This is a genomic window from Microbacterium pollutisoli (assembly GCF_053586795.1).
In genome coordinates, this window is sequence record NZ_JBNYWT010000006.1 from 150715 (window position 1) to 163026 (window position 12312).

The window sequence follows — 12312 nt, forward strand, 5'->3', positions numbered from 1 at the left end:
CGGCATCCGACAGCCGGCTCGGTTCTCCCCGTCGGCTGCCCGACTCACGCCCCCGTGCCGCGCGGGTGGTCAGCCCAGCACGCTCGCCAGATCCGTGTGTGCGAAGTCGTCACCGACGAACAGCAGCGGCTCGCCGCGCTCCTTGGCCAGCGCATACGAGAAGCAGTCGCCGAAGTTGAGGCGCGCCGGGTGTCCCGACCCTCGGCCGTAGTCCCGGTACGCCTGCCGCGCGAGTGCCACCTGCGCCGCACTCACCGGTACGACCTCCAGGTCGAGCGCGGCGATGAGGCCGTCGAAGCGCGCGGATCGGACGGGGTCGGACGGACCGTCGGCGACGACAGCCGCTTCGAACAGCGTCGCCGCGGAGATCCCCCGCCACGCCGCCTCGTCGGTGGCGGCATCGATGGCGGGAGCGCTGGGTTCGTTCTGGAGCAGGGCGATGAGCGCCGACGTGTCGATGATCACCTCGGAAGTCCCGTCGCGTCGTCGTACAGGCGGTGGGAGACCGCCCAGAGATCGATGCCGCGATACGCCTCCTGCGCTGCGGCGATCGCCGCCGCCCGGCGGCGCGTACGCTCCGCCCGGTCCGTTTCCGCGCTGAGCGCGGCGAGCTTCTCACGGACGGCCTGCTCCACCGCTGAGGTCTGACTCACCCCGAGCCGGGCGGCCAGTTCGCGCACCGCGTCGTGCACGCTCTCGTTCTTGATGTTCAGTCCCATGGGACCGATTCTACCGTCGGCTTCTAGCTTTCTACCCCTGCGGTCCCGCCACCGACCGTGTCAGCACCACTTCGCGGCGAGGGTCTGGATCACGTTCAGGTTCCGGTTGGTGGCGGTGCCGAGCAAGGGAGCGGCGCCCAGCGGGTCGACGGTGCCGTTCTGGTAGCCGGGGGCGAGCAGGGCGTGGGCGGCGCGGCCGCGGACGAGCATCTGACCGTGGTCGGTGCGGGTGGCCTCGACGGCCGCCCGCTGCTCGGCGTCGAGCGGCTCCTTCAGCAGATACACGTAGTGGCGCGCGAGTCCCGGGCGTTCGGCGCTGATCTGCGCCGTCTCGGCGGCGAGGTCGGCGAACTCCGCCGCGGTGAAGGTGATCGTCGGCACGTCGAAGCCGCGGTCGGCGGCGAATGCCTGCTCGAGCAGCGTCTCGATGCGGTCGCGGGAGCGCATGCGCGTCTCGAACCGCACGTTGCCGGTGTTGATGTGGGTCGCGACGTCTTCGAATCCGACCGAGGCCACGACCCGCTGGATGTCGGTCTTCGGGAAGACCCGCTTCGCCCCCAGATTGACGGCACGGAGGAACGCGAGTCGAACGGCCATCGCCCCATTGTGCCCTCCGATCGCCACCCGCGACAGCCCGACCTCGGGCGGCGCCTCAGAGCCGCAGCACCTCGGTGACGTGCACGACCGCGGTGCCCTGGTCGACCGAAGCCGCAAGGTCGACCTCGGCGCGGATGCGCCAGTCGTGGTCGCCGGCCGGGTCGTCGAGGGTCTGCTCGACCCGCCACACCTCCGGTTCCTCGGTGATGCGGCACAGTCGCGGTGACCGTGCCGGGCCGCCGGTGAGGATCTCGTCGTGCTCGGCGTAGTAGGCGTCCAGGGCGTCGGGCCATCCGGCATCCGGATCGAGCTCGACCAGTTCGTCGTCACGTTGCAGTGCCGCCAGCTGCACGCGGCGGAACAGCTCGTTGCGCACGAGCACCGTGAACGCCCGCCGGTTGGTGAGGATCGACGGCGGCGCCGGCGGCACGACGGGCGCCGCGGGGTCTTCGACGGGGTTGACCAGCGCTTCCCACTCATCGACGAGACTCGAATCCACCTGCCGCACGAGTTCGCCGAGCCATTCGATGACATCCATCAGCTCGTCGGTGCGCGCCTCGGCCGGGACGGTCTGCCGGATCGCGCGGAACGCGTCGCTGAGGTAGCGCAACACGAGCCCCTCGCTGCGGCCCAGCTCGTAGGACGAGACGTACTCCGCGAAGGACATGGCCCGCTCGAACATGTCGCGCACCACCGACTTCGGGCTCAGCTCGAAGTCGCGCACCCACGGCTGGCTCGACGCGAACACCTCGAACGCCTGGGCGAGCAGCTCGTCGAGGGGCTTCGGATAGGTGACCTCCTCGAGCAGGGCCATGCGCTCGTCGTACTCGATGCCCTCCTGCTTCATCGCGCCGATGGCCTCACCGCGGGCCTTGTGCTCCTGCTGATTCAGGATCGCGCGGGGGTCGTCGAGCGTCGCCTCGATGACGCTGACCACGTCGAGGGCGTAGTGGCCGGTGCCGGCCGCTCCCGGCCCGTCGTCGGGGTCGAGCAGGTCGATGGCGGCGAGCGCGAAGGGCGACAGCGGCTGGTTCAGGGCGAAGTTCGGCTGCAGGTCGACGGTGAGGTGGATGCCGGCATCCGACGTCTCGACGATCCCGGCGTCCACGAGGGTGCGGAAGATCGCGATCGCCCGGCGGGCCAGCGCATACTTGCGCGCACGCGGCTCGTGGTTGTCGAACACGAGTGCGCGCACGTTCGCGAACACGTCGCCGCCGCGGCCGATGATGTTGATGAGCATGGCGGCGGTCAGCTGCAGCTGTGGGACGAGCGGTTCGGGCTGCGCCTCGACGAGCCGCTCGAACGATCCCTGCCCCCAGTTGACCGCACCGGCCGGCACCTTCTTGCGCACGATCTTCTTGCGCTTGGCGGCGTCGTCGCCGGCCTTGGCGAGGGCGACGGCGTTCTCGATCTCCCAGTCCGGCGCCATCACGACGACGTTGCCGTAGGGGTCGAAGCCGGCGCGGCCGGCCCGACCGGCCACCTGATGGAACTCGCGGGCAGTCAGCTGCCGCATCCTCGTGCCGTCGTACTTGGCCAGCGCGGTCACGACGACGGTGCGGATCGGCACGTTGATGCCCACCCCGAGCGTGTCGGTGCCGCAGATCACCCGCAGCAGCCCGCGCTGGGCGAGGGTCTCCACCAGGCGCCGATAGCGCGGCAGCATCCCCGCGTGATGGATGCCGATGCCCGCACGCACCAGTCGCGACAGCGTCTTGCCGAACCCGGTCGTGAAGCGGAACCCGCCGATCGCAGCGGCGATCGCATCGCGCTGCTCGCGCGTCGACACCTTCGCCGACGACAACGCCTGTGCGCGCTCGACGGCGGCGGCCTGTGAGAAGTGGACGATGTAGACGGGCGTCTCGTGCTCTTCGAGGAGCGCCCCGACGATCTCGTGGATCGGCCGCCGCTCGTACGAGAAGTGCAGCGGCACGGGGCGTTCGACGCCGGTGATCTGCGCGACGGGGCGCGCGGTGCGCCGCTCGAGATCGGCGACGATGTCGCTCACGTCACCGAGGGTCGCCGACATCAGCAGGAACTGTGCGCGCGGCAGGGTCAGCAGCGGCACCTGCCATGCCCACCCGCGCTCCGGGTCGCCGTAGTAGTGGAACTCGTCCATGACGACCTGGTCGACCGCGGCATCCGCCCCCTGTCGCAGCGCGACGTTGGCGAGGATCTCGGCGGTGCAGCACACGATCGGCGCGTCGGGGTTGACGGAGGAGTCCCCCGTGACCATGCCGACGTTCTCGGCGCCGAAGATCTCGACGAGCGCGAAGAACTTCTCGCTGACGAGCGCCTTGATCGGGGCCGTGTAGTAGGAGCGCCCGCCCGCGGCCAGGCAGGCGGCGTGCGCGGCGACGGCGACGAGGGACTTGCCGGTTCCGGTCGGTGTCGACAACACCACGTGGGCACCGGAGGCGAGTTCCATGACCGCCTCGTCCTGTGCCGGGTAGAGCGTGATGCCCTGGCCGGTGGCCCAGTCGGTGAAGCCGTCGTAGACGGTGTCCGCCGACGCGCCGGCCGGGATCGCGTCGGTGAGGGAGGTCATCCCTCGAGTCTGCCGCACCGGTGGGGCCTCGATCCTCTCGCGGCGCCGGCGACCGGCATCCACCTGACTCTGGCGCGTCAGCACCCGGCCCGCTTACGGTGGAGGCAGCCGCCACCACCGAGCAGAGGAGCCGCCGTGACCGACGCAGACGAGATCACCGTGAGCCGCAACGACGAGGCGAGCCGCTATGAGATCCAGCTCGGCGACACCGTGGCCGGGTACACCGAGTTCACCGTCGATCACGAGGGGCGGCTGGTGTTCCCGCACACGTCGATCGACCCGGCGTTCGCCGGTCAGGGGCTGGGCTCGATCCTCGTCTCCCGCGCACTGGCAGATGTCGCCGCGCGCGGCGAGACGGTGGTGCCGGTGTGCCCGTTCGTGGTGAAGTACCTGCACTCGCACACCGTCGAGGGTCTCGATGTGCACTGGCGCCCCACCGCCGACGAGGCCGGCAGTGCGCACGTCGACGCCGCAGACCGATGACGAGGCTGGGCGAGGGCACCCTGGCGCAGGGGACGACGCCCGAGCTCGAGTCGCCGGTGACGTGCGACGGCCCGCGGGCGCTGCTGCTCGAGGCCCGCGAGGTGCCGCTGGGCGGGGTGCGCGCCATGCAGGTGCACCGCAGTCTGCCGCAGCGGGCGCTGCCGATGGTGGGCGCCTGGTGCTTCCTGGACCGGTTCGGGCCGCAGGTGGCGAAGATGCGCGTCGAGCCGCATCCGCACATCGGGCTGCAGACGGTCACGTGGCCGTTCGTGGGTGTCACGCGGCACCGTGACGTGCTGGGCAACGACGTCGAGATCCGCCGCGGTGAGCTGAACATCATGACCAGCGGTGCGGGCATCGCCCACTCCGAGTACTCCGTCGGCGAGGACGAGGCCGAGATCGACGCGCTGCAGTTCTGGGTCGCACTGCCCGAGTCGCGTCGCCACGGCCCGCCGGACTTCGAGCAGATCCGTGACCTGCCGGTCGTCGACCTCGGCGACGGCGCATGCGCCGCGGTGGTCGTCGGGTCGTTCGCGGGCGTGGATTCACCGGCCCGCATGTACACACCGATCGTGGGCGCCGAGGTGTTCGTACCCGCCGGCGTCCGGGTGACGCTGCCCTTGAACCCCGCGTGGGAGCATGCGCTCGTGGGGGTCGAGGGAGCGCCGTCGGTGCCGACGGGTCCCGTGACCGAGGGCGGGGTGGATGCCGGCGGCACGATGACCGTGGCGCCGCAGCAGCTGCTGTATCTCGGCCTCGATCGCACCCGGATCGAGGTGGCGGCCGACACCGACACGACCGTGTTCCTCATCGGCGGCGAGCCGTTCGAGGCCGACATCGTCATGTGGTGGAACTTCGTGGGGCGCGCCCATGAGGAGATCGTCGACGCACGGGAGGCCTGGGAGTCCGACACCGCCCGCTTCGGCCACGTGGTCGGACACGGCGACGAGCGCATTCCCGCACCCCCGATGCCCGGCGTGCGTCTCACCCAGCGCCGCCGGCGCGCGTGAGAGTCACCGATGACGACTGACCGTCCGGGACCATCACGGCCTCGCGCGAGGCGGTGGTGCACATCGGCCCGGACCTCCGCGATTTCCACTACCAGGTGGCGGTGGTCGAAGCGCAGGTGCCCATCTTCGGCGGCCGCATCTCACGCGAACCCGAGTACTACCACCGGCTCGAGGTCTTCGCGCAGACCGGCTCCGAGGGCTACGACCTGATGGGGTTGACCCGGCAGCAGGTAATCGACGACGTCCTGGACCGCTATGAGGCCCACCTGGCGTTCCTGGTGCACTCCACCGAGGCCGACGTGGCATCGGTCCTCACCCCGCGGATGCCGGGTGCGACCGGCATCCTGCCGACGGTGCCGACCTCCGCCGACGACGTCCAGGACCTGGACGACGGCCCGTCGCCGACCTGACGAGCTCAGGCGAATAGTCACGGGTCCCCGATCGCCGCGGCGGGCGTGGCCACGGATACGCTGATCTGGTGGCCCGACCTTCTGTCCTCTCGACGCGCGTCCTGCTGGTGTGCGCGGCGATCGGCGTCGCCACCGGCATCGCGACGGCCCTCTCGACGCCGCTGCACGGCCTGGCGGCCGCCGTGGTCCCGCTGTACGGCCTGGTGCTCGGGTTCAACGCGCTGCCGGGGGTCGTCGCGCAGCAGGTGCTGCGGCTGCCGTGGGTCGCGCTCATGACGCATATGCTCGCCGCCGCGATCGCTTCGGCGTTCGTCCCCGTCATGGCCGGCCGGTACTTCCTGGCCGCCGCGGTCTTCGGCGGGGCGCAGGAGGCCATGTCGGCGCTCACGCGGTACCGGCACTGGGAGCTGTGGCGGTTCCTCCTGACCGGCGCGATCACCGGGGCCGTGCTCGCGGTGCCCCTGTGGTTCGCCTTCGACGTCGCCACGTTCGCCCCCTGGGCGGGTATCACCTTCGTGATCGCATTCATCGCCGGACCGGTGGTGTGGACGATCGTCGGCGTGGGCATCGGGACCGGTCTGCGCCGTGCCGGCGTCGCCCGTCAGAACGCTTGAGGGGTCAAGTTAGGCAAGGCTAAGCTGGAGGGGCCCGTAGCCCTTCCTCGTTTGGACCGTCCGTGACCTCTGCCGCATCCGGCGCCACCGCGGCCGGCGCCCCGGATGCCGCCGCGACCGGCTCGGCAGACCGAGCGCTGCTGCGCGTCGTGGAGGTCGCGGTGCGACACGAGGGCGCCGAGGTGGCGACTCCGGCATCCGCGACGCTGGAGGTGCGGCCGGGCGAGCTCGTGCTGCTGCTGGGGCCGAGCGGGTCGGGCAAGTCGACCCTCGCGCTGACGGCGAACGGACTGATCCCGCAGGCGGTGTCCGCGGTCCTGACCGGCACCGTGCACGTCGCGGGACGCGATGCCACCACCACCCCGGTGCCCCGGCTGAGCGCGCATGTGGGCATGGTGTTCCAGGACCCCGACGCACAGCTGGTGACCGGAACGCTGCTCGACGAGGTCGCCTTCGGACCCGAGAACCTGAAGCTGCCCGTCGACGAGGTACTCGCCCGCACCGAGCAGGCGCTGCGCCAGGTCGGGCTGTGGGAGCGGCGGCGCGAGAACCCCGACCGGCTGTCGGGCGGCGGAAAGCAGCGCCTCGCGATCGCCTGTGCGCTCGCGCTGGGATCCGACCTGCTCGTGCTCGACGAGCCCACCGCGAACCTCGACCCGGCGGGCATCGAAGACGTGTATCTGGCCTTGCGCGAGGTGGTCACCGCCGGTCGCGCGGTGCTGCTGGTCGAGCACAACCTCGACGCCGTGATCGCGCTCACCGACCGCGTCGTGGTGCTCGACGCCGACGGCCGCACCTTCGCGTCGGGCACCGTCGACCAGGTGCTGCGCGCCCGCGCCGACGAACTGCACGAGATGGGGGTGTGGCTGCCGGTCTCCACGATCGCGGCCCTGCGGCTGCAGCGCGCGGGCTGGGAGTTCGCCCGCCTGCCCCTGACCCCCGCCGAACTGCGCGAGGCGCTCGACGCCACGGCTGATCCGGGTGCCGCGGCGCCCGCGCCACCAGCATCCACCTCGCACGACGTACCGGTAGCCACCTCGCACGAAGTTCGGGCATCCACCCCGCACGAAGTTCGGAATAACGCGCGAACGTCGGATCCTTCCGCCGATTCGGTCCGAACTTCGCGCGATTCTCCGACGGCGCACCCTGCGGCCGGCCCCGGGCCGCGCACCCCGGCGATCGAAGTGCAGGGCCTCACCCTCACGCGTGGACGCACGGAAGTCCTGCACGACGTGTCGCTGCGCGTGGATGCCGGTGAGTTCATCGCCGTGGTCGGAGCGAACGGCGTCGGCAAGACCAGCCTGATCCAGGCCATCGCGGGGGTCATCGACCCGCCGCGCGGCGCCGTCCGGGTGCAGGGCTTGGACCCCGCGCGCACCGACCTGCGGCGGCTGATGCGCCACATCGGGTTCGTGTTCCAGAACCCCGAGCACCAGTTCATCGCACCGACCGTGTTCGACGAGATCGCGCACGGCCTGCGGCTGCAGAAGCTGCCCGACGACGAGGTCACCGCCCGCACGCACGAGCTGCTGCGCCGGTTCGGCCTCGAGGGCAAGGCCGGCGTGCATCCGTTCCTGCTGTCGGGCGGCCAGAAGCGCCGGCTCTCGGTGGGCACCGCCCTGGTCGCCGGGGCGCCGATCCTCGCCCTCGACGAGCCGACGTTCGGGCAGGACCGCGCCCGCGCCGACGAGCTGCTGCGCCTGCTGCAGGATCTCAACGCCGACGGTACGACCATCCTCGTGGTGAGCCACGACATGCAGCTGGTGACCGAGTACGCCACGCGCACGATCGTGCTCGACGACGGGCGCATCGCCGCCGACGCGCCGACCTCCGACGTGTTCGCCGATGAGGCGCTGCTGCGCCGGGCGGGGCTGCGCCTGCCGCCGCTGGTCACGGCCCTGCACGGGGTGACCCGGCATCCACACCTGGCGGCGGCGACGCGGCTGGCGGACCTGCCCGCCGGCACGGCCGGTGAGCCGACCCCTGGTGACGCGGCGCCGGGCGACCCGGCGCTTGTTGAGACGACGCCCGGTGAGACGACGCGCGGTGAGACGACGCGCGGTGAGACGAAGCCCGATGAGACGGAGCCCGGTGAGACGACGCCCGCGGACCGGGCGGCCGGGCAGACGGAGGCGGCCGGATGACCGCCGTCGTCGACCCGTACGCCACCGACCGCGCGCCGGGGCGCTTCCTGGCCGCGGTGAACCCGCTCGCCAAACTCGCCGCGCCGCTGCCGGCGATCATCACGCTGATCTTCGTCCGCGACTTCGCCACCCCGCTCGTGTTCATCGCGCTGAGCTACCTGTTGCTGGTGGTGGGGGCGCCGCTGCGCCGCGGGGTGTGGCTGCTGCTGACCGTCGCGCTGCCCGGCGCCGCCCTGATCATCGGCTTGGGCATGTCGCTGTGGGCCGACCCGGCCGCCGTCGACCGGTCGGTCGTGCTCGTGTCGATCGGCGAGTGGACCCTGTACGCCGGCGCCGTGCAGGTGGGCCTGGCCACCGGCATCCGTCTTGCGGCGATCTTCGCGCTCGCCCTGATCGCCGGGCTCACCACGACCGGCCCCGACCTCGTCCGCGCGAGCGTGCAACAGCTGCGGGTGCCGTACCGCGTGGGCTACACCGCGTTGGCCGCGTTCCGCTTCGTACCGCGGTTCGGATACGAGCTCGAGGTGATCCGCCGTGCCCATCGTGTGCGCGGGTCGCACGGCGGCCGCGGCCCGTTCGCGGCGATCGCCCGGTGGTGGGGCTATATCGTCCCGCTGCTGGCGGGCGCCATCCGCCACGCCGAACGCGTCGCGCTCGCCATGGATGCCCGCGCCTTCGGCGCCCACTCCGAGCGCACCGAGCGGCACCTCGTGCCGTGGCGCACCCGCGACACCGTGTTCGTCCTGGCGTTCTGGCTCGTCGCCGCCGCCGTCTTCATCGCTCTGTTCCCCTGGACGCTCACCTGACCGAACCGGTGGGGACACCGGCGTCCACCCCTGGATGCGACGCAGGCCCTCGCCACACAGCGCCGACGCGCCGCCCTCGATTCGCCTGTCACAGAACGCGGGCTCGCCCGGCACTTTGTGACAGGCGAGGCGAGCGAGGCACCGCGAGGCGAGCGAGGCACCGCGAGGCGAGCGAGGGGCGAACGGCGCCGCCATCGGTTCGCCTGTCACAGAACGCGAGTTCGCCCGGCACTTTGCGACAGGCGAGTGACTCGCGACGCGGGCGAGCGAGAGGCGCGCGAGGGGCGAACGGCGCCGCCATCGGTTCGCCTGTCACAAAACGCAGGTTCGCCCGGCACTTTGCGACAGGCGAACGGCGAGAGAGGGGCGAGCGGACGGGCGCGGCGCGGGAAGGGGCGAATGGCGCGAGAGGGGCGCGCGAGGCGCCGGGGGCGCCGCCATCGGCTCGCCTGTCACAGAACGCGGGCTCGCCCGGCACTTTGTGACAGGCGAGCGGGGCGAGCAAGGCGCGCGAAGCGCGCCGAGAACGACGGATGCCGGAGCCCGAAGGCCCCGGCATCCTGCACCCTCGCGGGTGCTACTTCTTACCGACGAGGGCGCGGCTGACGATGTCGCGCATGATCTCGTTGGTGCCGCCGTAGATGCGGTGCACGCGCGCGTCGAGGAAGGCGCGGGCGATCGGGTACTCGGTGATATAGCCGTAGCCGCCGTGCAGCTGCACGCAGGTGTCGAGGATCTCCCACTCGCGCTCGGTCGCCCAGAACTTGACGGCGGCGGCAGCCTCGGCGGTGAGCTTGCGATCCTTGTAGGCGAGCAGCGCCTTGTCGAGGTAGGCCCACATGACGTCGACGGTCGTGGCGATGTCGGCGAGCTTGAACCGGGTGTTCTGGAAGTCGGCGATGCGCTCACCGAAGGCCTCGCGGCTCTTGGTGTACTCGAGCGTCCAGGCGAAGGCGGCCTGCGACGCGGCCGCGGCGGCGATGCCAATCGAGAGGCGCTCCAGGGGCAGGTTCATCATGAGCTGGATGAAGCCCTGGCCCTCCTTGCCGCTGATGAGGTTCTCCTCGGGCACGAACACATCGGTGAACGACAGCTCAGCGGTGTCGTGGCCGTGCGAGCCCATCTTGTGGAGCTTCTTGCCGTGGTCGAAGCCCTCCATGCCGTTCTCGAGGATCAGCAGGCTGAAGGCGTCGGGACGGTTGCCCTCGCCGGTCTTGACGAAGGTCACGACGATGTCGGCGGTCTTGCCGCTGGAGATGAACGTCTTGGCGCCGTTGACGAGGTAGCCGCCGTCGACCTTCTTGGCCGTGGTCTTGATGCCGCGCAGGTCGCTGCCGGCGCCGGGCTCGGTCATCGCGAGCGCGCCGAGCACTTCACCGGTGGCCATGCGGGGCAGCCACTTCTCCTTCTGCGCCTGCGTGCCCATGTGCACGATGTAGGGCACGGCGAGGTCGTCCTGGATGCCGAAGGCACCGGCCAGCGAGCCCGCCCCGGCGCCGATGATCTCCTCGTTGACGATCGTGCGGAAGCGGTAGTCCTGCAGCATGCCGGCGCCGCCGAACTCCTCGGGGACCGAGAGGCCGATCAGCCCCGACTCGCCCGCGGCGAGCATGGTCTCGCGGTCGATCTCACCGGCGGCGTCCCAGCGTTCGATGGCCTCGTTGGTGACATAGCGCTTGACGAATTCCTTGACGACGTCGCGGAATGCCTCGTGATCCTGGTCGTAGATGGTGCGTTCCATTACGTCGATCTCCTTGTGTCGGGGGCAGCGTCGGTCCCAGTGGTCTGCGCGGCGGCATCACCGCCGTATTGAGACCAGTGTACGCCGACATACCGCGCGGTATGGAATTGGATGCCGTGAATAACGGTACTGAGTTTCACCCGTAGTCGGGCGCCGGGTCAAGGCCGAAGAACGCCTCGAGCGAGTGATGCCCGCCATCGTGGTAGGCGGCCGCGAGGTCCACGCCGAGGTAGCGCAGGTGCCACGGCTCGGCTTCGTACCCGGTGATGCGGGTCTGCCCCTGCTCGTACCGGACCACGAACCCGAAGCGCCACGCGTTCGCCGCCACCCACTCGGCCTGTGCCGTGCGCCCGAACGACTCGATGCCACCGCACCCGTCGCCGCACGCGACGACGTCGACGGCCAATCCGGTCTGGTGCTCACTGTGCCCGGGGCGGGCGCTGAGCAGATCGGCCGCCGCCCGCCCGCGCGAGGAGACGTATCCGCTGTAGGTCGACACCTGGAAGTCGTAGGACCGGAACCCGCTGTTCGCACCGATCGGCCCCGGCCCCTCGGCGGCGGCGGCCGCGAGCTGCGCGAGGGCGGCGGCGACGTCGGCGCGCATGTGCCCACCGCTGGTGCGCTGCACGCCCTCGGCCCGGGCCTGCGGCACCGGCCAGTAGTCGACCGGGTCGAGGGGATGCCGCTTGTTCACGACCACCCAGAGGCGATCGGCCTCACCGAGGTCGAGGCAGGGCGCGACACCTGCGGCAACAGCCGTCCGGAAGGACTCGCCACCCCCGACGGCGGCGATCACCTCGGCGTCAGTACCGCCCTCGAGAGCCGTACGCACGGCCGGATCGTCACACAGCCGATCCGGTTCGTCGGGCTCGGTCGTGAGCGACGGCACCGGCAGGAATGTGACCGTCGGCGGGTCCGGGATGCTGGTCGGTGGCGTCACCGGCGCCTCGGGCGCGGCCACTCCATCGCGACCGGCGGTCGGCTCTCCGGCAGTGATCGATGCGGTAACGGCGACCGTCGCGGCGAGGACGATCACGCCCGCCACCGCGACCGGCATCCACAGACGCCGGCGGCGCTGCCGGCGGGCGTGCCGTGCGAGCGCGCGCGGCCCGGGCACCGCAGGTCGCCGGGCACGCGGCGGGTCGGGTTCCGTCACCCTGCCATTGTCGCGCGCCGGGGTGCGGGCTCCCGAGTATGATATGTATCTTCGATACTGTCTTGCCTGGCATCCATACATGTG

12 protein-coding genes are annotated in these 12312 nt (G+C 71.2%); 6 read left to right on the plus strand and 6 right to left on the minus strand.

Annotated elements, in window-relative coordinates; translation table 11 throughout:
* Positions 1 to 69: 69 nt before the first annotated feature.
* The 4 genes from ACQ143_RS13615 to ACQ143_RS13630 are packed head-to-tail and all read right to left on the minus strand — an operon-like array spanning position 70 to position 3864.
* Positions 70 to 465 (minus strand): type II toxin-antitoxin system VapC family toxin, encoded by a 396-nt coding sequence (locus ACQ143_RS13615; RefSeq protein WP_449571245.1) that lies wholly within the window; start codon positions 463 to 465, stop codon positions 70 to 72.
* Positions 462 to 719, minus strand: coding sequence for a type II toxin-antitoxin system VapB family antitoxin (locus ACQ143_RS13620; RefSeq protein WP_449571246.1), 258 nt, complete (start codon positions 717 to 719; stop codon positions 462 to 464). Before ACQ143_RS13620 ends, ACQ143_RS13615 begins: the two co-directional genes overlap by 4 nt.
* A gap of 60 nt (positions 720 to 779) precedes the next feature.
* Complete coding sequence (locus ACQ143_RS13625; protein ID WP_449571247.1) at positions 780 to 1316, minus strand: DUF1697 domain-containing protein; 537 nt, start codon at positions 1314 to 1316, stop codon at positions 780 to 782.
* A gap of 55 nt (positions 1317 to 1371) precedes the next feature.
* On the minus strand, positions 1372 to 3864 hold the full coding sequence (locus ACQ143_RS13630) for a DEAD/DEAH box helicase (protein WP_449571248.1): 2493 nt from the start codon (positions 3862 to 3864) through the stop codon (positions 1372 to 1374).
* A 135-nt stretch (positions 3865 to 3999) separates the two neighbouring features.
* On the opposite strand from ACQ143_RS13630, the gene ACQ143_RS13635 reads away from it, so the two are divergent.
* The 6 genes from ACQ143_RS13635 to ACQ143_RS13660 all read left to right on the plus strand — a co-directional run bounded on the left by ACQ143_RS13635 (position 4000) and on the right by ACQ143_RS13660 (position 9331).
* Positions 4000 to 4347: a GNAT family N-acetyltransferase gene (locus tag ACQ143_RS13635; RefSeq protein ID WP_449571249.1), complete on the plus strand. Its 348-nt coding sequence runs from the start codon at positions 4000 to 4002 to the stop codon at positions 4345 to 4347.
* Positions 4344 to 5357 carry a pirin family protein gene (locus ACQ143_RS13640; RefSeq protein WP_449571250.1) on the plus strand — a complete coding sequence of 338 codons (1014 nt, stop codon included), beginning with the start codon at positions 4344 to 4346 and terminating at the stop codon, positions 5355 to 5357. The genes ACQ143_RS13635 and ACQ143_RS13640 overlap by 4 nt, the downstream gene beginning before the upstream one ends.
* A 56-nt stretch (positions 5358 to 5413) precedes the next feature.
* Positions 5414 to 5767 carry a hypothetical protein gene (locus tag ACQ143_RS13645; RefSeq protein ID WP_449571251.1) on the plus strand — a complete coding sequence of 118 codons (354 nt, stop codon included), beginning with the start codon at positions 5414 to 5416 and terminating at the stop codon, positions 5765 to 5767.
* 68 nt (positions 5768 to 5835) lie between these two features.
* Positions 5836 to 6381, plus strand: a complete 546-nt coding sequence (locus ACQ143_RS13650; protein ID WP_449571252.1) for an ECF transporter S component — start codon at positions 5836 to 5838, stop codon at positions 6379 to 6381.
* Positions 6382 to 6443: 62 nt separating this feature from the next.
* Positions 6444 to 8525, plus strand: coding sequence for an energy-coupling factor transporter ATPase (locus ACQ143_RS13655; protein ID WP_449571253.1), 2082 nt, complete (start codon positions 6444 to 6446; stop codon positions 8523 to 8525).
* Positions 8522 to 9331 carry an energy-coupling factor transporter transmembrane component T gene (locus ACQ143_RS13660; protein ID WP_449571254.1) on the plus strand — a complete coding sequence of 270 codons (810 nt, stop codon included), beginning with the start codon at positions 8522 to 8524 and terminating at the stop codon, positions 9329 to 9331. Before ACQ143_RS13655 ends, ACQ143_RS13660 begins: the two co-directional genes overlap by 4 nt.
* Positions 9332 to 9908: 577 nt before the next feature.
* Here ACQ143_RS13660 and ACQ143_RS13665 read toward each other — a convergent pair.
* Both ACQ143_RS13665 and ACQ143_RS13670 read right to left on the minus strand, forming a co-directional pair.
* Entirely contained in the window at positions 9909 to 11072 is a 1164-nt protein-coding gene (locus tag ACQ143_RS13665; protein ID WP_449571255.1) for an acyl-CoA dehydrogenase family protein, read from the minus strand.
* 136 nt (positions 11073 to 11208) lie between these two features.
* On the minus strand, positions 11209 to 12228 hold the full coding sequence (locus tag ACQ143_RS13670) for a M15 family metallopeptidase (protein ID WP_449571256.1): 1020 nt from the start codon (positions 12226 to 12228) through the stop codon (positions 11209 to 11211).
* Positions 12229 to 12312 lie beyond the last annotated feature (84 nt).

Excerpts from the sequence above, each read along its gene's own strand:
- ACQ143_RS13620 (WP_449571246.1), bottom strand. The coding sequence starts at position 719 with ATGGGACTGAACATCAAGAACGAGAGCGTGCACGACGCGGTGCGCGAA.
- ACQ143_RS13625 (WP_449571247.1), bottom strand. The coding sequence starts at position 1,316 with ATGGCCGTTCGACTCGCGTTCCTCCGTGCCGTCAATCTGGGGGCGAAG.
- ACQ143_RS13630 (WP_449571248.1), bottom strand. The coding sequence starts at position 3,864 with ATGACCTCCCTCACCGACGCGATCCCGGCCGGCGCGTCGGCGGACACC.
- ACQ143_RS13640 (WP_449571250.1), top strand. The coding sequence starts at position 4,344 with ATGACGAGGCTGGGCGAGGGCACCCTGGCGCAGGGGACGACGCCCGAG.
- ACQ143_RS13660 (WP_449571254.1), top strand. The coding sequence starts at position 8,522 with ATGACCGCCGTCGTCGACCCGTACGCCACCGACCGCGCGCCGGGGCGC.
- ACQ143_RS13665 (WP_449571255.1), bottom strand. The coding sequence starts at position 11,072 with ATGGAACGCACCATCTACGACCAGGATCACGAGGCATTCCGCGACGTC.